The sequence below is a fragment of the Paenibacillus sp. PDC88 genome (assembly GCF_900106725.1).
GTDB classification, from domain to species: domain Bacteria; phylum Bacillota; class Bacilli; order Paenibacillales; family Paenibacillaceae; genus Paenibacillus; species Paenibacillus shunpengii.
In genome coordinates, this window is sequence record NZ_FNNT01000003.1 from 490,783 (window position 1) to 512,010 (window position 21,228).

Here is a 21,228-nt window from a genome sequence, read left to right on the forward strand (position 1 = left end):
TTCTCATTATATTGCTTTAAAGCATGATAAGTCAAACGTTTTTTACAAAGTTCTCATGATTTCTTATACGAGATTTAATAAATTGTTCAATTTTATTGGTTTATGCTGCCCCCTCCTAAAGCGATCATCTTAAAAAAAGGCTGAGAAATCAGCTGTTTTAGCTGCTCCTCAGCCTATAATCAGGAACTCTATTTCACTTAGGATTGGGCATCAAAATAGACACAAATACGGTTACCATTCTGCTCTTGAACCGGAATCGTCATATCGTAGATATCACGCAGAGCCTCGGTATTAATAATTTCATGTGTCGGCCCGTCCTTCACCAGCTTGCCATCCTTAAGCGCCACAATCCGGTCAGAATACACGGAGGCAAAGTTGATATCATGGAGCACGATAATGACCGTTTTGCCCAGCTCATCAACGAGCTTGCGTAGAATTTTCATAATTTGGACAGAGTGCTTCATATCCAGGTTGTTCAGTGGTTCATCGAGCAAAATATAGTCCGTATCCTGTGCAATGACCATGGCAATAAATGCTCGCTGCTTCTGTCCGCCTGACAATTCATCCAAATACTTGTCCTGCATATCAGCAAGATTCATATATTCAATTGCTTGGTCTACGAACTGCTCATCCTCTGCATTAAGCCGCCCTTTGGAATAAGGGTAACGTCCAAAGGAAACCAGCTCACGCACCGTCAAACGCACATTAATAAAGTTTGACTGCTTCAGTATGGATACCCGCTTTGCGAACTCGCTCGACTTCCACTTCTTCACATCATTTTGGTCGATAAATACTTCCCCTGTATCCGAATCAAGCAAACGGCTGACCATGGACAGCAGGGTAGATTTACCCGCACCATTCGGACCAATGAACGATGTGATCAGCCCTGATTCAATTGTTACTGACACGTCCTCTACAACAGGCTTCTTGCCATATCGCTTCGTTAATCCTTTGATTTCGATCATCTTCCAGCCGCCCTGCTTTCTTTGAGTAATAAGAATATAAAGTAGATTCCACCGACAAAGTTAATGATGACGCTCAGTGTGGTGCGCAGCTCCAGTATATGCTCGACGAGAAATTGTCCGCCGACCAGCGCGATTATACTAATTAGGCTGGCCCCCAGAATTAATATAGAGTGTTTATAGGTCACTATAAATTGATAAGCGAGATTGGCCACAATGAGTCCAAAGAACGTGATTGGGCCGACCAGCGCAGTAGATGTCGCAATCAGCACCGAAGACAGGATCAGCACTCTCATGACCATGCCATCATAGTTAATACCAAGATTGATCGCATTCTCACGGCCCAGTGACATGACGTCGAGCTTGTGCATAATACGATAACCATAAATAAATGCTATGCCCAAGATCACAATAGACACGTACAACAAATCGACCTTAACATTGGTAAAGTTCGCGAAGAGACGACTTTGAAGGCTTAGATACTCTACCGGATCAATCAATACCTGCAAGAAGGTGACGAAGCTTCCGAGCAGTGTGCCCAAGATCATTCCTATTAATAGCAGCAAATAAATGGGATGCTTGTCTGCCCTAAACAGGAACCGGTACAAGATGAGCGCGAATAGAACCATAGCAGCAATCGCCGCGCCAAAATTCAAGTACTTATTCAGCACCCATACCGACATGGAGCCGGCAAAGAAATAAATTAAAGTCTGCACGACCTCATACATAGAATCCAAACCCATAACAGACGGCGTCAGAATCCGATTACGCGTAATCGTCTGGAATACAACGGTTGAATATGCGATAGCGATACCTGTTACAACCATAGCCCCGATGCGGACCATGCGTCTTGGGAAGGCATAATCAAACCCGCCTTTTATATCATAGAAGGCATAGAGCAGAATGCATGCAAGGCCAACAACCCCTAGTAGAATTAACTTTGTGCTATTTTTTTGCATATGCTCTCCCCCTAAACAACATAAATAAGAAGATCGCACTGCCAATTACCGCCACCGTTACGTTAACTGGAATTTCAAAAGGATGAATTACAATGCGCCCCACAATATCACAAGCCAATAGGAATACTACACCAAGTGCTGCGGTATGCGGAATGGTTTTGCGCAGATTATCCCCCAGATACAGTGATACAATGTTAGGAACAATAAGTCCCAGGAACGGTATAACACCAACGGTCAGCACAACAGTTGTAGCAATAATCGCAACTAAGATAAGTCCTATATTCAGCACTGTTTTGTAGCTCAGACCTAGATTCTTGGCAAAATCCTCGCCCATGCCTGCAACCGTAAATTTGTTGGCATATAAGTACGCCAGGATAACAGCCGGAACACTCAGGTACAAGAGCTCATAGCGCCCTGCAATAACAAGGGTGAAGCTGCCCATCAGCCATGAAGAGATATTTTGAAGCAAATCCCCTTCATAAGCGAAGAATGTCGTGATTGAGGATAGAATATTACCATACATAATCCCGATGAGCGGTACGAAGATAACATCCTTAAATTTAATTCGATCCAGAATTCTCATAAATACCAGAGTGCCTGCAAGTGCAAAAACAAAGCAGAAGATGACCTGCCACGTATAGCTTACATTCGCAAAGAAGAGCATTGATATCAAGATGCCCAGCTTCGCTGCATCAAGCGTGCCCGCTGTCGTGGGTGATACAAATTTGTTGCGGCTTAAGGACTGCATAATCAATCCCGCGATACTCATGCCGATGCCTGCCAGTATGATTGCCATTAAGCGGGGTACCCGACTGATAAGGAAAATTTGCATCTTATCCGAATTACCGTTGAACAGGTCAAAGATGTTAATATCAATCGCACCAATAAACAGCGAAACAAAAGACAGGACTACGGCTGCCGCTATTAACATCCATAGTCTCATAAGTATTCCTCATGTTATAAGTATTCTCTTTATGACAATTGATAACGATTATCATTCTGAGTATGGGTCAATTATATTTTAATAACTCTCTTTTATCAAACCATTTTCCATATAAAATTTGATTAGAGCCATTTGATCTATATATGCAAGAGGCCCTGAATCCATACTCGGATCCAAGGCCTCTATCTGATGTTTTATGATAAAACAGACATTTTTAGTGCTGCACAGCAGCAGCTATTACATGCTTCCATTAAGCTTCATGGGAGACGGTTTGATAGACGCCTGCTCGATACTGCCAAGACCTAATATCTTGGACGTTGATGTAGAGATCTCTTGGAGCATCGCACGATTCTCTACCAGCGATACGCCATAGGAAGGAATCATCTCCTTGATCTTTGGCTCCCAGCCCTTCATCTGCTGCGGAAAGCACTTCTCTAATACTTCCAGCATGACATGCACTGCCGTGGAAGCGCCAGGTGATGCCCCAAGCAGCGCAGCAACGGAGCCGTCCGAGGCACTAACAACCTCTGTTCCGAATTGGAGTGTTCCTCTGCCGCCGGTCTCTGTATCCTTGATGACCTGTACACGCTGACCAGCCACCACGATTCCCCAGTCCTCGGTCTTCGCATTCGGAATGAACTCGCGCAGCTCCTCCATCCGCTTCTCATTGGACAGCATAACCTGTTGAATTAAGTATTTGGTAAGAGCCATTTCCTTCACACCTGCCGAGAGCATCGTCAGGATATTGTTCGGTTTGACGGAACCAATCAGATCGAAATAGGAACCCGTCTTTAGAAATTTCGGTGTAAAGCCTGCAAACGGACCAAACAGCAAGGACTTCTTGCCGTCGATGTATCTTGTATCCAGATGCGGAACAGACATTGGTGGGGCTCCAAGCTTAGCTTTGCCGTATACTTTGGCATGATGCTTCTCCACCACTTTAGGGTTGTTACACACCATGAACAGTCCGCTGACCGGAAATCCGCCAATATGCTTGGATTCAGGAATCCCTGTTTTCTGCAGTAACGGTAAGCTTCCTCCGCCACCGCCAATAAAGACGAATTTCGCTGTGTGGTACTCTGTTTTGTTGCTGCTTAAGTTATGAACCTTCACTTGCCATAGTCCGTCGCTAGTTCGTTTTATGTCCTTCACGCTGTGCTTGTAGTGAAGCTCGACATTTTGTCTCTTCAAGTGATCGAACAACATGCGCGTCAAAGCGCCAAAGTTGACATCTGTCCCCGAGTCAATTTTGGTCGCTGCGATCGGTTCATTGGATGTGCGTCCTTCCATAATAAGCGGTACCCATTTCTTTAACTGTACAGGGTCATCGGAGAACTCCATCCCTTGGAATAACGGATGCTGTGAGAGCGCTTTAAAACGATTCTTCAGATAAGATACGTTCTTCTCCCCTTGCACCAGACTCATATGCGGGATGGGCATGATAAATTTCTGCGGATTACGAATTAAGTTGCTTTTGACCAGATAAGACCAGAACTGTTTAGATAGCTGAAATTGTTCGTTGATTTTCGTCGCTTTGCTGATGTCTATAGATCCGTCAGGCTTCTCGGAAGTATAGTTGAGCTCACACAGAGCAGCATGCCCTGTGCCGGCATTGTTCCATTCATTAGAGCTTTCCTCTCCTGCGCTTCCTAGCTTCTCAAACACTTTGATTTTCCATTCAGGTGCCAGCTCTTTGAGTAATGAACCCAAGGTAGCGCTCATGACTCCGGCACCAATCAAGATCACGTCTGTATTCATCCGTATGTCACTCATTGAAACCCTTCCTCATCGCCTATATTTGTAAAAAAAGGGCAGCGCTCTGCTATAAATGTCGCAATCAGCAAGGGCGTCACCTTGGAACTAACATCTTCTACTATTACCATATCATATCCGGTGCCATGTTTTGTAGAATATTCCGTGTTTCTTCTCAGACAATTATAAACGATTAAATTCGGTTTAAAAAGTGTAAACTCCGAGAAATCCGATGGCAGAAACTTAAATATTGCGTCCTCTTTGAACTAAAATCCCTACCTATTAGTAGAATTGTAGTAGATTTTTATTGACAATACGGCAAATGGATTATATGTTTTACGATATTGATAATCATTATCATACATAATATCCTACGCTGGTCACCCATTTAAGGTTAGTAATGCATTAAAAAATATAAATAGATAAAGGACGGGTACGTAAATGAAACAGAACTTTTCTCTGAGAACCATCGTAATATCCGCAATACTAGCCGTTACACTTGTCGGGTGCGGAGCCCAGCAGACCGATTCTACTTCCACGTCAACAGAAGCACCTGCCACTTCTACAACTACGGAAGCACCTCAAACTGAAACACCGGTTACCGAGGATGAAGCATCCGAATATCCGATCACGATCAAGCACGCTTTTGGCGAAACCGTTATTGAGAGTAAGCCGGAGCGTGTAGCTACGGTCCAATGGGCGAACCATGATGTTGTTCTTGCTCTCGGCGTTGTACCTGTTGGATTCTCTGCGGCCAATTACGGCGTTGAGGATGACAGTGGACTGCTGCCTTGGACGGCTGAGAAGCTGAAAGAGCTTGGTGTAGATCAGCCTAATGTATACCAGGATACGGATGGACTGGATTTCGAGGCTATATCCGACTCTGATCCTGATGTCATTCTTGCAGCCTACTCGGGGATCACGCAGGAAGACTATGACCTTCTTAGTCAAATTGCTCCGGTTGTCGCCTATCCGACAGCTCCATGGCTTACAACATGGCGTGAGCAAGTGCAGTATAACGCAACAGGCATGGGCATGAAGGCAGAAGGCGAGCAGCTTATTAAGGATACCGAGAATCTGATTAAAGAAAAAGCAAGTGAACACCCTGAAATGCAAGGCAAAAAAGTCGTCTGGGTTAACTTCTCGGCTGACGATATGTCCAAAATGCATGTGTATACACCTACAGATCCACGCGGCGAGTTCCTGATTGAGCTTGGAATGGAATATCCTGAGAGCGTAACATCACAGATTGAAGACAAAACCAGCTACTCCTTGAGCCTAAGTGCAGAGAATGCTGATGTACTGAACGATGCAGATCTCATTGTTGGATATGGCGGCGAGGACTTGTATGAAGCTGTCAAGGCAGATCCGCTGCTTGGTAAAATTCCTGCCATCGAGAGAGGCTCCGTTGTATTTATCGGTAACGGCACACCTCTAGCGGCTGCCGGCAATCCGAATCCTCTGTCCATCGCTTATACGATTGATGATTACCTGGATCTCATCTCAGAAGCAATCAGCAAGGTCGAATAGTTCTAATTTACTAAACTGACTCACTCCATAAAAATATAAATTCAAAAAGGCAGGGTATGTATTATGAAAGACTCTCAGAAATACTCTATAAAAACAATCGCGGTATCGGCAATACTTGCGATTGCACTTGTGGGCTGCGGAGCCCAGGAGTCCGATTCAACTTCAACTGCGAATGAAGCTCCTGCAAATTCTTCAGCAGCGGAAGCACCTCAGACGGAAACACCGGTAACCGAAGAGGATGCGGATGCTACCCAGTATCCCATCACAATTAAGCATGCTTTTGGCGAAACAACGATTGAGAGCAAGCCTGAACGTGTAGCTACCATCCAATGGGGTAACCATGATGTTGCACTTGCCCTTGGCGTTGTACCTGTTGGCTTCTCTGCAGCGAACTACGGTGTACAAGACGACAGCGGACTGCTGCCTTGGACGAAGGAGAAGCTGGATGAGCTTGGCGTAACGAATCCGAATGTCTATCAGGATACAGACGGACTTGATTTTGAAGCCATCTCTGACTCCGCTCCTGATGTCATTCTCGCTACTTACTCGGGTATTACACAAGAAGATTATGATACGCTGAGCCAAATTGCTCCGGTTATTCCTTATCAAGAGACAGCCTGGGTAACCACTTGGCAGGATCAAGTTCTGTATAACGCAATGGGAATGGGTATGCAGGCAGAAGGCGAGAAGCTCATCGAAGACACAGAGAACCTGATCAAGGAGAAATCATCCGCGTATCCAGATATTCAAGGTAAGACAGCTGCCTTCGTATATATTACTCCAACCGACCTGTCTCAGCTCTCGGTATACGCGCCAGGTGACCCTCGCGGAGACTTCCTGATGGAGCTCGGCATGACGTTCCCGGAAGGACTTGCAAGTCTAGTGTCGGAAGACAGCTTCTATCTGCAGCTAAGTGCAGAGAATGCAGATGCGCTTAAAGATACGGACATCATCGTTACCTATGGAGACGAGAACCTGCTTAGTGCCCTCCAAGCAGATCCACTCCTTGGCAAAGTCCCAGCTATTGAAAGAGGCTCGGTTGTCGTGATCGGAGACAACACACCGCTTGCAGCTGCAGGTAACCCAAATCCACTTTCAATCGCAAGTACGATTGATGAATATTTGGAATTGATCGATGCATCTGCTAAGAAAGTCAATGAATAATCCAGCGACATTAACAGACAAGCCGCAGAATTCGCCCGCACCGAAGCATTTTGTAGTGGTCCTGATTCTTAGCGTGATTGTTCTCGGTATTTGCGTGGTGGCATCACTTGCATTCGGTTCAAGAGTCATCGGACTTAAAGAATTAATGGACGCGTTGTTCCATCCAAGCAGCGAGTCCTATGATGCCAACGTCATTGCGCAGCGAATTACCCGAACCGTGTTCAGTCTCTTATGCGGAGGTGCACTCGGTATTGCCGGTGCCCTCATGCAGGCAGTCACGCGCAATCCGATTGCCGATCCAAGTATTCTCGGTGTAAATACCGGTGCATCCTTGTTTGTTGTTGCCGGAATTGCATTCCTGAACATTGGCTCGCCTAATGAATTTATCGTGATGGCCTGTATCGGCGCGGCGGTTACTGCGATGTTTGTCATGGGGATCGGCTCGCTTGGACGAGGCGGACCCACACCTGTTAAACTCGTGTTAGCGGGGGCGGCTACTAGTGCTGCCCTTTCTTCACTAGTAAGCGCCATTATGATTCCACGCTCGAACGTGATGGATCAGGTTCGCTACTGGCAGGTGGGAAGCGTCGGGGGAGCAAATTGGAGCGATATCGGGATCTTCTTTCCTTTCCTATTAATTAGTTTTCTAATCGCCATATTTACGGCTCCTGCACTGAATGCGCTGGCACTAGGAGATGAAGCAGCAACCGGCCTCGGTGTTCGGACCGGAGTTCTGCGTCTAATTGCGTCATTCGCTGCGGTTATTCTATGTGGTACAGTAACGGCACTTGCGGGGCCGATTGCATTCGTCGGACTTCTGGCGACACATCTAATACGTTTGATGATCGGACCTGACCAGCGTTATCTCATTCCCATGTCTGCGCTGACAGGAGCGATCGTATTAACCGGATCCGACGTGATTGGAAGAATCCTTGGAAGACCCGGAGAGCTTGAAGTAGGTATCGTTACTGCCTTCGTCGGCGCTCCGATTCTAATCATACTAGCGATGAGATCGAAAGTGCGTGCCTTATGATGAATAATACGATCAATTTAATTGTATCCGGCAGACGTCAGCGACGCCGCCAATATGTGCTGGTAACGACAACACTTGCTGCTATTGCTTTTGTGCTGTGCGTCCTGATGCTCTATTTTGGGAATACGATCTATCCGGTGGATGTGATCGCACGAGTATTATCGGGTGAGGATATCAAGGGTGCGACATTCGCGATTGAGACGATCCGTCTGCCGAGGATGCTGGCAGGCTTGTTCGCTGGATTTGCCTTCGGTCTAGCCGGAAGCGTCTTCCAGACCATGCTTCGCAATCCGCTTGCGAATCCGAACGTACTCGGCATTACCTCAGGCTCAAGTGCAGCGGCTGTATACTGTATCCTCATTCTTCATACGAGTGAAGCGGTTATCTTTATTGCCTCTGTCATCGCCGGTCTGGCTACGGTCATGCTTCTCTATCTGTTATCTCATAAAAAGTCCTTCTCATTCGGGCGTTTAATTCTTGTCGGTATTGGTCTTGATGCTATGCTCGGCTCCGTCATATCTTATATGCTGCGGATCAGCTCCGAGCATGACATCGGTTCTGCGTACCGCTGGCTAAGCGGTACACTTAACGGCGCCCAGATGGACGAGCTTCCGCCACTAATCATTACGGTACTTGTATGTACACCGATCGTTGTCTTGTTAGGCAGACATCTGAGCCTGCTAGAGCTTGGCGAGCAGGCAGCTACTTCTCTCGGTATCCATACGGATAGAACGCGAATAGCGCTGATTCTCGGCACCGTCTGTATGATTGCGGTCGCTACCGCCACTACAGGACCGATTGCCTTCGTCGCTTTTCTGGCTGGACCGATTGCCAAAAGACTTGTCGGTGCAGGTTACTCTACTGTCATTCCTGCCGGTCTTGTCGGAGTTATCTTGGTTCTGGCAGCAGATTTAATCGGACAGTTTGCTTTTGAGACTAGATTCCCTGTGGGCGTCATCACTGGAATCCTCGGAGCGCCTTATCTGATCTATCTGCTCATCCGAATGAATCGAAAGGGAGATTTTTAATGAAACCGACTCACGTATTTCAAGCAGATCAATTGGCAGCGGGTTATGAGCAGCGAACGATTATTGAGAATATCAACCTGATCATTCCCAGTAATCAGATTAGTGTCATTATTGGGGCTAATGCCTGCGGTAAATCGACACTGCTCAAAACGCTCGCCAAGCTAATCAAGCCGGAAGCTGGAGAAGTGACCCTGGACGGGAAGTCGATCAGTAAGATTCCTCCTAAGGCTTTGGCGCGTATCCTAGGACTGCTGCCGCAGTCCCCTATCGTCCCTGAAGGAATTTCTGTCGCCGATCTGATCGGCCGGGGCAGATTCCCCCATCAGTCCCTTCTTGGGGGATGGACGAAGAAGGATACTGAAGCTGTAGCAGAAGCGATGGAGATCATGAAGATTACGGAGCTTGCCAACCGCAGCATAGATGAGCTGTCCGGCGGTCAAAGACAACGCGTCTGGATTGCGATGGCACTCGCTCAGCAGACGGACATTCTTTTTCTGGACGAGCCGACAACCTTTCTCGATATCACCTATCAGGTGGAGATCCTGGATCTGCTTACCGATCTTAACCGGAAGCACGGGACAACCATTGTGATGGTTCTTCATGACATCAATCTGTCTGCACGGTATGCGGATTATATCTATGCGATTCGCAAGGGAGAGCTCATCGCTGAGGGACGGCCATCGGAGGTCATTACGAGTGAACTGATCAAGGATGTATTTGAACTGGACTGCACAGTCATTGAAGATCCTGTATCCGGTTCACCATTGATCGTGCCGAAGGGACGATATCATGTGAATGCAGCCTTGACCAGAGAATTCCAAGACGCTTAGAGCTTGTATAAGGATTCGTGTAAGAATTACATACAGAACATACAAAAGGCACCCGCTCGGGTGCCTTCTGTACGTTCTGCATTCTTTTTGCGAAACCTTAGAAGTTGTATTCGGCCGTATTTGAACAGATCGAACATCTAAATTGGAAATGATCTGGATCAAATAAAAGGATGGTGTGTATCCCTCAGGCTACGTTATACTTACTACAAAAATGATCAGAGAACACCTGAGCAAAGGAGTTATTCATGGACCATTATGAGGCAGTAGATAGGGCATTAATTTATATCGAGGAACATCTGCATGAGCATTTGTCCGTGGAATCTGTTGCAGCCTCCTTTAACATATCAAAGTACTACTTCCACAGGCTGTTCTCTGCAATGATGGGCTGTTCGTTAAATCAATACATTCTATCCAGAAGATTGAATGCTTCTGTTACGTTGATACAAAACCATAACATGTCTCTAACGGACATCGCTTATGAGCTCAGCTTTGGTACCCAAGCCTCCTTTACCCGCGCTTTCAAACGACATTACGGCGTAGCTCCCCGCTCTCTGAGGGCAGGAACTCATACGATCTCTCCAACCCCTGTCCCTGCAGTTGTCAAAAGACCCATTAAAAACATCAACGGTGATATCGTTACCGACTTTACCCTCATCGAATTAGATGAAATCCAGCTCAGCGGCATTGCCTTTGAGGTAGATTTAGCCATAGCCGATTATAAAGAGCGAATTCGTGATCATGCGAAGCTATTATTAAGTCAGATTGATGAGAGCATAAATGGCCCCTGCTATGTCATTTACTCTAACTGCCAGCCTAACTCCACCCAGTTCAAGGTTCTGTTCGGAATTCCGTGCGATATTCAAATTCATAAGCCCTTTTATTTTACGGTCAATGTACCTCCGATTTTTTGTGCCCGGTTCAAGTACTTCGGAGACCTGCTTGAGATTGGGAGTGTGCTCGAAACGGATTATGCAAGATTTCTAAAGATCTCCAGACAAGAAGCGGAGCAATCCGATATCGAACTCGTACAAGTATTTGATGACGTCCACAATCTCGATTCAAGTTACCACATCTATGCCCCCATCAAAAAGCTTCCTTCGGATTCAGAATGTTAGACCGGACATAGAGCGCATATCCCAGCCATATTAGGGCCACTCCCATGGGCACTGCCATCATTCGGTCCAGCGGGTGAGGGATGATTGAAGTGGCGACGGTCGCTGCGGCAGCACAAGCAAGCAAAATACCCGCCATGCGCGGCAGAACTCTGGCCCGAAATATGGCGATGCCAAGCAGCAGTCCACCCAGTATATACATGCCGCCCGCTAAACCGGCTAATGCCGGAAAGATTCCGAGATGAGCCGCACTCTCCGTTCCATCAAATATCCCCAACATTCCTTCTACAAATATTCCGGCATCCGTTGTTAGCAGCGGCATAACAAAGGCTTCGATGAAGCTGAAGGCGAATGATATGAGCCAAAATAGACCGAACAGCAGAATACCGATCAGACCAAGCCAACCCGCTTCTTGTACCTGCCTCATGTAAACCCCTGTCATTCCAATTAGGCTGGAGAGAGACATGACAAGGGTTAAGCATGCAACCATGACCCAAGAACTGGAGTTCACAGAAGACAGATCATCTGGCGGGTGAATGAACTGAATGACGATGTATAGAAGCCCTGCCACCACTGCTGATAAGCCCGCCCCACGGAAAATGCCCGCAGCTGTCAGGCCTCGGTTCATTTTCTTTTTGTTGTGCTTATTACTCATGTTTTTTACCTCCATTCGAGTTCTGATGTCGTTAACTATCAACAGCTACAACGTAACACCCTCCGCTTTCTTTTACTTCTCACATCTTGCTGTAATTCAAAAAAGCACCTCTCTCGAGATGCTCTCTTGAACGATAAAACTCAGGATGAGGCTGAAAGGTCACTGTCCCTCAATCACAATGGAAAGTTTGCTTTACATTGCTCGCATTGCACGATATACTCTCTATATGTAAAGCTGACTTTCCATATGGAGGGCGAACACATGAATAACCGTTTAGAAGAAATCCGCAAGCAGCGCGGAATTAAACAAGAGGAATTAGCAGCAGCTCTTGAAGTATCACGACAAACGATCGGTTCACTGGAGAACGGCCGTTATAACCCATCGATTCTGTTAGCGTTCAAGATTGCTCGTTATTTCGGTATGCGTATCGAAGAAATCTTTATTTATGAGGAGGATGAGAAGGCATGAATAAATTGGTTTCGTCTTATATATTTACCGTCTTAGGCATAGGACTGCTCGCAGGCGGTCTGTACTTCATCAAAGCATTTGAAGATCCAGAAGGTATGCTGCGAGCATTGCCTTATATTTGTGTAGGAGTGGGCTGTGTTATTTTTGGTCATGGTATAGGAGAAGTCATCCTCCAACATGCAATGAAGCGGGCACCCGCCGCTGCTAAGCAGCTTGAGATTGACCAGAACGATGAGCGTAATCTGGCGATCGCCAACCGGGCAAAAGCAAAAGCGTACGATATGATGACCTTTGTATTTGGCGCGCTAATCTTAGCATTATCCTTGATGGGTGTAGAGCTGATCGTATTGCTGCTATTGGTGTTTACCTATCTGTTTATCCTTGTCAGTAACAGTTATTACCGTTTCAAGTACTACAAAGAGATGTGATGAAGTCCCGTACCCCTTGCCTCTAACTTAAGGCTTGGATAACAACTGCTTCGCAAGCTTGCGATCATCCTTATCCTTACTTGTTGTTGCAATTGTCTTTATTGCAGCCAGTACGCTCGGCTCTTGCCAGACCGAAGGTGTCCAACATTCTAAGACGCTCAGGGCCGAATATTGAAGCTCCTCCTTATTTGATTCAAGTGCAGCTAGTACCAATGGAAGCCCTGTTCCTTCGTCATCGTATAGCCCTTGAACAATGCACCGCAGACATTTTTCTTGTTCTGTTGAGAGCTCGGCAGCTAATAAATGACGTTCTGCAAAAGCACAGAGATCCATCATATCCTCGCGATGATTTGAATGAATTATGGCTTGGTACACATGTTGATCTGTTGGATTCAAATCAAGCAGCTCAAACAGCTGGGAACGAATGTCCAGCTTGTAGTGCCGGGCAACCTCAATCGCCTCTATATTAATGATTCTCTGCTCAATTGCATCCATGGCAAGCTGCGGCCATTTCGGATTGTTAACCATGGGACGGATCGCTTCCTGAATAGAAAGACGCTCTTGCTGCTTCCACGCATCATCTGATCTGTCTTCCCAGATTTCTTCAGAGCTGAGGAATTCATCTATTTTCATAATTGGATAGAAGTCTGTAAGTGATTCACAGTGGTGACGTGCATGGGAAACGAAGCGAAATAGAGTCGCCGTCTCAAATAAATAATCATCGATGTCATGATCCACCGCTTCATCAAGCAGCGTTTGAATTATACGGCCTGCTCCATTGTAAAGCTCTTTTGATATCTCCTCCTGGTACAGCGCTATTGGGAGATCTCCTTTGACTGCACAGGTGTAGGCCGAATACGCAGCTAAGCTGCCTTCACAGCCTTTTGTCAGCAGCCAATATTTCATGTCCGGTGTGGTGGCTTCCAGCTGTTCAACAGCGGCCACTTTGCCATAGCCCTGAGTCGATTGGGCGAGCGCAAAGATCGTCTGATCCGGTTCTCTGATTCCGTTCTTCAATGCCATGCTGACGTATGCTGTGAATTCAGAATGCAAGCCAATGGTGAATAAGAGGTCCCTGTGTTTCTCACCGTGTATAGTCCCAAGCACTAATACAGCGAACTTCACAACCTCCCGATGCGCTGCATGCTCAAGCAGCCAGAGGGCCTCCTGCTCTACAAGAGCTTCATCCAGCTCGGCTTGCTCTAATCGTTCGATGAACTCTGAAGCGCTGCTTGCCATATGGTCAAACGTAATTTGTTCATAGGTTGCCTTGCGTGTTTTATTCGTCGGATCCGTAAGCTGCTGTTCGAATCGTTCGATGAGCTTCTTATTGTGATATGGATTCGGCACCTCCACGACTCCATAATCAGCATACCCCGCCGCTACGCGCCGATGATTCTCATCATACACGTATTCATCATCAGGCAAATCATCGTTAATGATCGTTCCGTGCATCTGAACTTGTCGCTGTATATAAGGAACGAGCGGCTCTTTATGCTCCCATGGAAGGAAATCCAGCTTATGTGAATTATTCAATACGAGCTTATTGTCTATCTTAATTATGCAGTTAAAGTGTATGAATCCTCCAAGCTTAACTGTAACCTTATGCTTCACTCCATCGTCCGTTAGCAGCGTACCTGATAATCTGGAGTAAGGCATAATATGTGATAACAGATATTTTCGTTGGTTCTTATCCACTGTCATACCATCAATGATGAGCTGTTCTTCTTTTAACTGATGATGGACTTCAATGGAATGCCCTTGATAATCAAGCTTCCACGTATGGTGCACCTCTTTCTCTATGTCTTTCATCGCGTTGTTCATTTCGCGCTTAAATTCCTCTTTAAATCCCATTCGTTACCTTCCTTTGTGTGAATATTAGACAAAAATTCCTATTAATCCATCATACCATGAACCTGTGCCCTGTAGGCTCTGCTGGCTTATACTGTGCTGCAACCTCTCTATAGTCATTTCCTATCAACTTTATTTGATTTATATATTATACCAATCACGGCTCTATTCTTTACAATGGAGTTAAACGTATAAGGGGGAGTTGGAATGGAATTATCCGTGAAGAAGCTTTTTGACGCTGTTGCCCGTGACTATGATCGGGAGAGGAAACACCTTATCCCTTGTTTTGAGGATTTTTATGGGATGGCTCTATCCTTGGTTGAAAGCCGCAGTGACTCTCCAAAGATCCTTGATCTTGGTGCAGGTACCGGGTTATTTTCTAGCATGGTCTATCAGAAATATCCTAACTCGCAGATTACACTGGTGGATTTGAGCGATAAAATGTTGGAGGGCGCGCGTGAGAGATTTCATTCATTAGGCAATATTGAATATGTGGTTGGGGACTATTCGAACCTAACATTCTCTCAGAACTATGACATCGTCATTTCTTCATTATCGATACATCATTTGACTCACACCGCCAAAAGGCAATTATTCTCCACAATACATCAGCTGTTAAATGACGGCGGTATTTTTGTAAATGCAGATCAAGTAGCAGGTAATACTCCGCAAAACGATGAATTGTTCAGACGACGCTGGCTGGAGCGTATTAACGAAAGTGGACTCAGCAAGGAAGCGATTGACGCATCCATAGAGAGAAGAAAGCTGGATATCAATGCAAAATTAGTTGATCAGATCCAGTGGATGGAGCAAGCGGGATTTCAAGATGTAGATTGTATGTATAAGCATTTGGATTTTGCCGTATTTTTCGGAAAAAAATGATTAAAGTTATCTTCCATAGTTGCAAGTGTGGCATAGAGGAGTGTGACTAATCACGCTCCTCTATTCCACTAAGCCGAACAGCATACGGAAGTAACACAAGCTCTATGCTCGACTATGCCATAATCCCCGATTCAATCAGCTTCCAAACTGATTCAAACTCTGCTCTGAAGTCAATCCTCAGCCAATTATCTGCATAAGCCGGTGCGGAGAAATAAGAGAACGCCAGCAAAATAGCCTGCAGCTGCTGAATGTCCTCTATGCCGCTCGCTGCCTTCAGACTGCCCAATAAATCGCCAATGTGCCGTACGAGCACCTTAGGATTCCCATCGATATAAGCCGTATATAGCTTAAACATTTCAGTCTCACGCATATAAGCTTCATATTTCGAATGACTTAATTCCCATAACCAGTCGTGCACGATGTCCTTCGTAGATGAGTACTTGTCCGTATTGAATGGGAACAGCCCCGCCAATTCATGGTCCAGCCAAGATAATGCAAGCTCTGTCCACAGCTCTTCCTTGCCCGAAAAATACTTGTAGATCGCGGCGTGCGTTGTCCCCAGCTCAGATCCGACCTTGGACAGATTCACTTTCTCCATGCCGTTTTCAACGACCATTCGATGTGCGGTTTGTAAAATGAGCTCTCTGCTTAAATTTTTCATAATTGTATTATACAGATTGGCATCAGAGGTTACAACTATTGATTTTTGTAACTTGGCATTGTATGCTTAGTTTGCTCGGTTGTTACAAAATTCAAAAAATGTAACTTGAAAAGGAGAGTCATTGGATGAAGCTTTCTAATCGTACAATTATTGTGACAGGCGGTACTTCCGGTATTGGTCTTGCCTTCGCCTTGGAGTTTATGAATCGCGGCAATACAGTCATTGTCATCGGTCGGAATCAGGCAACCCTCGATCAAGTGACCAGCAAACATAAGGGGCTCATCGGACTGCAAGGTGACGTCTCTAATGCAAACTCCGTTCGTGAAATGGCTGCATTCATACGTGACCGCTACCCAGAAGCCTCGATCTTATTTAACTCAGCTGGTATTATGCGCGCATTCGAATTGATGGACGACAACCTTGATTTGGAGCGAACTACCGCAGAGGTGGATACGAATTTAAACGGGACCATCTGGATGACAGAAGCTTTACTCCCTCAATTGAGCAGGCAGGACGAAGCCATGATTGTCACTGTAAGCTCCGGTCTGTCCTACGTCTCTTCGCCCGCTCATCCGGTCTACTCGGCTACGAAAGCAGGAGTGCATATGTTCACCAATGCACTGCGAATTCAGCTCAAGAAATCTGGAAGAAACGTTCATGTGATGGAGCTTGTCCCGCCTCTCGTTGCGGAAACCAGTCTCCAACCGGATATGCACAGCGGCGGCCCTATTCCCAACATGAGCCTAGATTCACTGGTGAAGCACGGAATCCATGGGATGGAGCAGAATAAAAAGAGGGTCGTCCCGGGATTCTCTAAATTTCTACGCTTTGCCGGCAGATACTTTCCAGATGCTCTTTCAAATGCAATGGCGCGGGGATGAAACAGCCGTACTTCAAATACTCAATCGTCAGCCCTCCTGTGACACAAATACGATTCGCTCTTCCGGTGGAGGTGTTGGCGATCCGCTCATCCCTGAGTTTCAGGACTTTAAAGCCTTAACTAACGGATGCGAGCCGAGTCTCGTACATATCAGTGAAGAAGTTTACGGTTTCCACGTAGATACGATCAATATTCCGATTACCCAGCACATCTCGAACGAGCTTATCGATATGGTACAGCACGTAGCGGCACATGCTGAGGAGCTACAGGAAGCGAGCAGATTCTAGAGAACAGCAAGCTTGCTGTGGAGAATGCAGGGAAGGTCTCTCAGGTCTCCAGTCTAATCCGGGGAATTTCGGAACTAGTGAGAAAATGATAGGCGTCTCTGGGAATTTGATTAAATACTCGGTAGAATAATACCGCTTGGCCTCAAAATAGAACAATACATAGAACAGCGATCCTCCATGGGAGAATCGCTGTTTTTTTATGCCCGATGGAGATCATTCTTTACAAAAAATGTGATAAGCCATAATCAAACGATGATAATCTACAAAGAATTAATTCAGATGAGGTGAACATTCATGAACTATGAGACATACGCTTCCGATCTGCAACGACGATGGAATCAAGATATGAATAATAGACCGGAGGAATGGGTCGTTTCGGAGAGTTTATCAGCCAAAATTACGCAAGAAGGACAACTGAACGATTTTTACGGTGCTACCTCTGTTATCACATTATCTGAATCGGATCGTCAAAAGTGCCGGGTCGCGCAGGAACGGCTGCTTGGCGTGTTGGAGCATCAACTCGTGAAACTCGAGCCTGAAACCTTCCATTTAACGATCCATTCCTTCAGCAATGTCAATAACACACCGGGTGGCAAGCAGGTGATTCAGGAGAAATTAGCTCAGCTGGAAGAAGTCATTGCGGCAGAATTCCGGAGCATAGCCGCACTATACGGAGGGCAGCGTATTCGGATGCGTTCTCTTGGAGTAAGTACCAGCGGCAAAGATGTCATTAGTATTAAATATGTACCCGCATCCAAGGACGATTACGAGATATTAACCGATCTGTACAACCGGATGGAGAAGATCTTTCCAGAATACAGGTCATATGTGCCGCATGTATCGCTGGGTTACTTCAAACTGAAGAAGCTAGAACAGCCAGAAATCGCCTTGTTATATAATACGCTGAAGCGTATGTGCAAGGAGCTAGACTTGGATATCGTTCTGGATGTCGATCGCTTCGTCTATCAGCATCATTTTCATATGAACGACTTTCGGGATGTGATTAGCGTTCAGGAGTATAAGTGACCTGGGACCGGTACGCTTACTTAAATGACTTGCAAGAATTGCTGTCGGAATCAGGGCATCTGCTATATGGATTCTTTCAATTTCAATGCGAAGAAAAAGGCGCCCCATTTGAGCGCCTGTTCAAAAAATCATTTTAATATATCGAGGATGTACGTTACCGAGATTACTCTGGTATATAAGGGAGGTCCAATGCTTTTGGAACGTTGATGACATGTGTTTCCGTATAAGTGAGGATGCCTTCCTCGCCATATTCGCGGCCAACGCCGGATTGTTTGACGCCGCCAAAAGGGAACCTTACATCGAGCCCTTGCACAGCAGCTGTATTGATCATTGTCGTACCTGCTTCGAGCCTGCGTGCGACCCGAATGGCATCTTCTTCTCTTCCCCATACAGAGCTTGTGAGTCCATAGATGCTCTCATTGTGCAATGCAATAACCTGCTCTTCATCGTCAAAAGGCAGGATCGGTACCGTAGGACCGAACTGTTCCTCGACCACAATCGGATCACGATAGTCACAATCGAGCACAAGCGTAGGCTGCAGGTAGTAGCCTTCTTCAATCTGCTTCTGATCGAGAATTTGCCCCAGCGGGATGACTTTCGCTCCGCGTTTGCGCGCATCTTCAACCAGTCCCTCCACATATTGCTTCTGCTTCAGGTTATTGACCGGACCGACCGTCGTATTCGGATCAAATGGATCCCCGATTCGAATCCACCGATTGGCCGCCTCTATATATTTGTCCACGAAGGCATCATAAATCGATCGATGAACATATACACGTTTGGCAATCATGCAGATCTGGCCTGCTGTCAAAAAGTTAGAAACGACAATCCGGCGCATGGCCCGCTCATCGTTAACATCAAAGCCCTCCAGGAAGATCGCCGCATCGTTGCCGCCAAGCTCTAGCGTCATATGCTTAATCGTTTCCGAAGCAGCCTTCATAATATGCTTGGCTGTTTCGGTTCCGCCTGTAAAAGCAATCTTGGCGACAAGAGGGTTCGAGGTCAGTTCAACGCCCACATCGGATTCGCCATGAACGACATTGATCACACCAGCCGGGAATTCACCCGCAATGATCTCTGCCACTTTGGTTGCTGCCAGTGGGGCAAATGGACTTGGCTTCAGTACAATCGTGTTGCCGGCAAGTAAGGCGGGAGCGATCTTAATCGTGGACAGCGCAATGGGATAGTTCCATGGGCTAATCGCCGCCACCACACCAATGGGATCATGGGATATGATCGTTTTACCTGTCTCATGTTCTTTAACTTCTTCCTGCAGAACCGACTTGGCCTGATCACAGGCATATTCCATCCACATCAATGCAACATACATTTCACCATGTGCATCATAAAGCGGCTTGCCATGCTCTCTAGACAGCAATTGGACAATATCATTCTCCGCTGCTCTAATTTTCTCAATGGCCTTGCGCATGCGCGTGATGCGTTCGTCGATGGCACTCTGCTTCCATACTGTAAAAGCCTCTGCTGCCGCTGCAATAGCTTCAGCCGCTTGCTCTTTCGTGGTGACCGGGAAATAGCCGACAATTTCATTGGGGTTTGCCGGATTCTCTTTGGCTGATTGGGAAATGGACTCTACTCGCTGACCCTTAATGAAGTTCTCAACTACAATTGTCTCTTTGTCCGCTTGAATCGTCATGTTCTATCCCTCCGTTGTATGGATCTATGAATTCCAAACTTCGTCGGCAATTTCTTTAACGAAACGAAGTTTACGCCATTGTTGTTCTTCTGTTAGAATATTGCCTTCTTCTGTAGACGAAAAGCCGCATTGCGGGCTCAAACATAGCTGTTCAAGCGGTACATAGGTCGCCGCCTCTGCAATACGCGCTTTAATTTGTTCCTTGTCTTCTAATTCACCTGATTTCGATGTGATTAAGCCGAGTACGACTTTTAAATCTTTACGATTCACATATTTTAATGGCTCGAATCCACCTGAACGCTCGTCGTCGAATTCCAGGAACAGCCCGTCCACGTTTAAGCCTCCAAATATGACTTCAGATGCGTAATCATAACCGCCGGTTGAGAAATAATTGGATTTATAATTACCACGGCAAATATGCATCGTCACCACTAAATCCTCCGGTTTATGAGCCAAAGATTCGTTAATCATCCGCTGCATAATTTTCAGCTCTTCCGCCGGATCCCAGCCTTTTGCACGCAGCTTATCATGACCCGCTTCAGAGAACAGATCTGCCCAGGCTGTATCGTCTAATTGCAAATATCGGCATCCTGCATCATAGAAGGCTTGAATTGCTTTTTGATATGCCGCGATGGTGTCCTGAAGGAACGATTCACGCTCCTTATAAATTTCGTCATTGTATTCAACACGATACAGAAGCATATTCGGACTTGGAATCGTCTGTTTCGCCACTGCATCACCCGCGTGCTTTTTCAAAAACTCGAAATGCTGAATAAACGGATGCGTCGAGAAATCGACTTTACCGACAATGCGAATACCGCCTTTACGAGTTACCATGTTGTGAAATTTCGGTCCCGCTATTTCTTCAAATAACTCTACTCCATCCAAGCCGCCGAGAAAATCAAAATGCCACCAGCTTCTGCGGAACTCGCCGTCCGTTACGGCTGCTATGCCATTCTCCTTCTGCTTCTCAATAATACGGATGATCTCGTTATCTTCTACAGCCGTTAATTGTTCATATGTGATATTGCCCGATTTATATTGCTCACGTGCCTGAGTTAAGTTGGCAGGACGTAAAAAGCTGCCTACATGATCATTACGAAATGGAATCATAGATGTCTCT

General features: G+C 46.1%; 21 protein-coding genes. 12 read left to right on the forward strand and 9 right to left on the reverse strand.

Features of this window, described 5'->3' with window-relative positions; translation table 11 throughout:
* Nucleotides 1–197: 197 nt before the first annotated feature.
* The 4 genes from BLW49_RS12780 to BLW49_RS12795 all read right to left on the reverse strand — a co-directional run bounded on the left by BLW49_RS12780 (nt 198) and on the right by BLW49_RS12795 (nt 4,637).
* Nucleotides 198–965 carry an iron ABC transporter ATP-binding protein gene (locus tag BLW49_RS12780; RefSeq protein WP_076314219.1) on the reverse strand — a complete coding sequence of 256 codons (768 nt, stop codon included), beginning with the start codon at nt 963–965 and terminating at the stop codon, nt 198–200.
* On the reverse strand, nt 962–1,921 hold the full coding sequence (locus BLW49_RS12785; RefSeq protein ID WP_076314218.1) for an iron chelate uptake ABC transporter family permease subunit: 960 nt from the start codon (nt 1,919–1,921) through the stop codon (nt 962–964). The genes BLW49_RS12780 and BLW49_RS12785 overlap by 4 nt, the downstream gene beginning before the upstream one ends.
* A complete protein-coding gene (locus tag BLW49_RS12790; RefSeq protein WP_076314217.1) occupies nt 1,908–2,864 on the reverse strand; it encodes an ABC transporter permease in 957 nt (318 codons plus the stop codon). Before BLW49_RS12790 ends, BLW49_RS12785 begins: the two co-directional genes overlap by 14 nt.
* Before the next feature lie 237 nt (nt 2,865–3,101).
* Nucleotides 3,102–4,637 (reverse strand): malate:quinone oxidoreductase, encoded by a 1,536-nt coding sequence (locus tag BLW49_RS12795; RefSeq protein ID WP_090724977.1) that lies wholly within the window; start codon nt 4,635–4,637, stop codon nt 3,102–3,104.
* A 420-nt stretch (nt 4,638–5,057) separates the two neighbouring features.
* On the opposite strand from BLW49_RS12795, the gene BLW49_RS12800 reads away from it, so the two are divergent.
* From BLW49_RS12800 to BLW49_RS12825, 6 genes are all read left to right on the forward strand, one after another.
* Entirely contained in the window at nt 5,058–6,146 is a 1,089-nt protein-coding gene (locus BLW49_RS12800; protein WP_076314215.1) for an iron-siderophore ABC transporter substrate-binding protein, read from the forward strand.
* Nucleotides 6,147–6,209: 63 nt separating this feature from the next.
* Nucleotides 6,210–7,310: an iron-siderophore ABC transporter substrate-binding protein gene (locus BLW49_RS12805; RefSeq protein WP_076314214.1), complete on the forward strand. Its 1,101-nt coding sequence runs from the start codon at nt 6,210–6,212 to the stop codon at nt 7,308–7,310.
* Nucleotides 7,303–8,343, forward strand: coding sequence for a FecCD family ABC transporter permease (locus tag BLW49_RS12810; RefSeq protein ID WP_076314213.1), 1,041 nt, complete (start codon nt 7,303–7,305; stop codon nt 8,341–8,343). Before BLW49_RS12805 ends, BLW49_RS12810 begins: the two co-directional genes overlap by 8 nt.
* Nucleotides 8,340–9,371 (forward strand): FecCD family ABC transporter permease, encoded by a 1,032-nt coding sequence (locus BLW49_RS12815; protein WP_090724978.1) that lies wholly within the window; start codon nt 8,340–8,342, stop codon nt 9,369–9,371. Before BLW49_RS12810 ends, BLW49_RS12815 begins: the two co-directional genes overlap by 4 nt.
* Nucleotides 9,371–10,201 (forward strand): ABC transporter ATP-binding protein, encoded by an 831-nt coding sequence (locus tag BLW49_RS12820; RefSeq protein ID WP_090724980.1) that lies wholly within the window; start codon nt 9,371–9,373, stop codon nt 10,199–10,201. The genes BLW49_RS12815 and BLW49_RS12820 overlap by 1 nt, the downstream gene beginning before the upstream one ends.
* 245 nt (nt 10,202–10,446) lie before the next feature.
* Nucleotides 10,447–11,316 (forward strand): helix-turn-helix transcriptional regulator, encoded by an 870-nt coding sequence (locus BLW49_RS12825; protein WP_090724982.1) that lies wholly within the window; start codon nt 10,447–10,449, stop codon nt 11,314–11,316.
* On the opposite strand, the gene BLW49_RS12830 is transcribed toward BLW49_RS12825, so the two are convergent.
* Nucleotides 11,285–11,968, reverse strand: a complete 684-nt coding sequence (locus tag BLW49_RS12830) for a hypothetical protein (RefSeq protein ID WP_090724983.1) — start codon at nt 11,966–11,968, stop codon at nt 11,285–11,287. The genes BLW49_RS12825 and BLW49_RS12830 overlap by 32 nt on opposite strands.
* A 261-nt stretch (nt 11,969–12,229) precedes the next feature.
* Here BLW49_RS12830 and BLW49_RS12835 point away from each other — a divergent pair, with 261 nt between their 5' ends.
* Nucleotides 12,230–12,436, forward strand: coding sequence for a helix-turn-helix transcriptional regulator (locus tag BLW49_RS12835; RefSeq protein ID WP_076314208.1), 207 nt, complete (start codon nt 12,230–12,232; stop codon nt 12,434–12,436).
* Complete coding sequence (locus BLW49_RS12840; protein ID WP_090724985.1) at nt 12,433–12,864, forward strand: hypothetical protein; 432 nt, start codon at nt 12,433–12,435, stop codon at nt 12,862–12,864. Before BLW49_RS12835 ends, BLW49_RS12840 begins: the two co-directional genes overlap by 4 nt.
* Nucleotides 12,865–12,891: 27 nt before the next feature.
* Here BLW49_RS12840 and BLW49_RS12845 read toward each other — a convergent pair whose 3' ends face one another.
* Entirely contained in the window at nt 12,892–14,718 is a 1,827-nt protein-coding gene (locus tag BLW49_RS12845) for a hypothetical protein (RefSeq protein ID WP_090724987.1), read from the reverse strand.
* A gap of 204 nt (nt 14,719–14,922) precedes the next feature.
* On the opposite strand from BLW49_RS12845, the gene BLW49_RS12850 reads away from it, so the two are divergent.
* On the forward strand, nt 14,923–15,597 hold the full coding sequence (locus BLW49_RS12850; protein ID WP_090724988.1) for a class I SAM-dependent methyltransferase: 675 nt from the start codon (nt 14,923–14,925) through the stop codon (nt 15,595–15,597).
* Between the two features lie 112 nt (nt 15,598–15,709).
* Here the strand turns inward: BLW49_RS12850 and BLW49_RS12855 are convergent, their stop codons facing one another.
* Nucleotides 15,710–16,258 (reverse strand): TetR/AcrR family transcriptional regulator, encoded by a 549-nt coding sequence (locus BLW49_RS12855; RefSeq protein WP_076314204.1) that lies wholly within the window; start codon nt 16,256–16,258, stop codon nt 15,710–15,712.
* 125 nt (nt 16,259–16,383) lie between these two features.
* Between BLW49_RS12855 and BLW49_RS12860 the strand changes: the two genes are divergently transcribed.
* The 3 genes from BLW49_RS12860 to BLW49_RS12870 all read left to right on the forward strand — a co-directional run bounded on the left by BLW49_RS12860 (nt 16,384) and on the right by BLW49_RS12870 (nt 18,451).
* Nucleotides 16,384–17,139 carry an SDR family oxidoreductase gene (locus BLW49_RS12860; RefSeq protein WP_090724990.1) on the forward strand — a complete coding sequence of 252 codons (756 nt, stop codon included), beginning with the start codon at nt 16,384–16,386 and terminating at the stop codon, nt 17,137–17,139.
* Nucleotides 17,120–17,425, forward strand: a complete 306-nt coding sequence (locus BLW49_RS12865) for a hypothetical protein (protein WP_090724991.1) — start codon at nt 17,120–17,122, stop codon at nt 17,423–17,425. The genes BLW49_RS12860 and BLW49_RS12865 overlap by 20 nt, the downstream gene beginning before the upstream one ends.
* A gap of 294 nt (nt 17,426–17,719) precedes the next feature.
* Nucleotides 17,720–18,451 carry a 2'-5' RNA ligase family protein gene (locus tag BLW49_RS12870; RefSeq protein WP_090724993.1) on the forward strand — a complete coding sequence of 244 codons (732 nt, stop codon included), beginning with the start codon at nt 17,720–17,722 and terminating at the stop codon, nt 18,449–18,451.
* Between the two features lie 163 nt (nt 18,452–18,614).
* Here BLW49_RS12870 and BLW49_RS12875 read toward each other — a convergent pair whose 3' ends face one another.
* Together BLW49_RS12875 and BLW49_RS12880 are read right to left on the reverse strand one after the other, a co-directional pair.
* On the reverse strand, nt 18,615–20,105 hold the full coding sequence (locus BLW49_RS12875; RefSeq protein WP_090724994.1) for an aldehyde dehydrogenase family protein: 1,491 nt from the start codon (nt 20,103–20,105) through the stop codon (nt 18,615–18,617).
* 24 nt (nt 20,106–20,129) lie between these two features.
* Nucleotides 20,130–21,218 carry a 5-methyltetrahydropteroyltriglutamate--homocysteine S-methyltransferase gene (locus BLW49_RS12880; protein ID WP_090724996.1) on the reverse strand — a complete coding sequence of 363 codons (1,089 nt, stop codon included), beginning with the start codon at nt 21,216–21,218 and terminating at the stop codon, nt 20,130–20,132.
* Nucleotides 21,219–21,228: the final 10 nt, after the last annotated feature.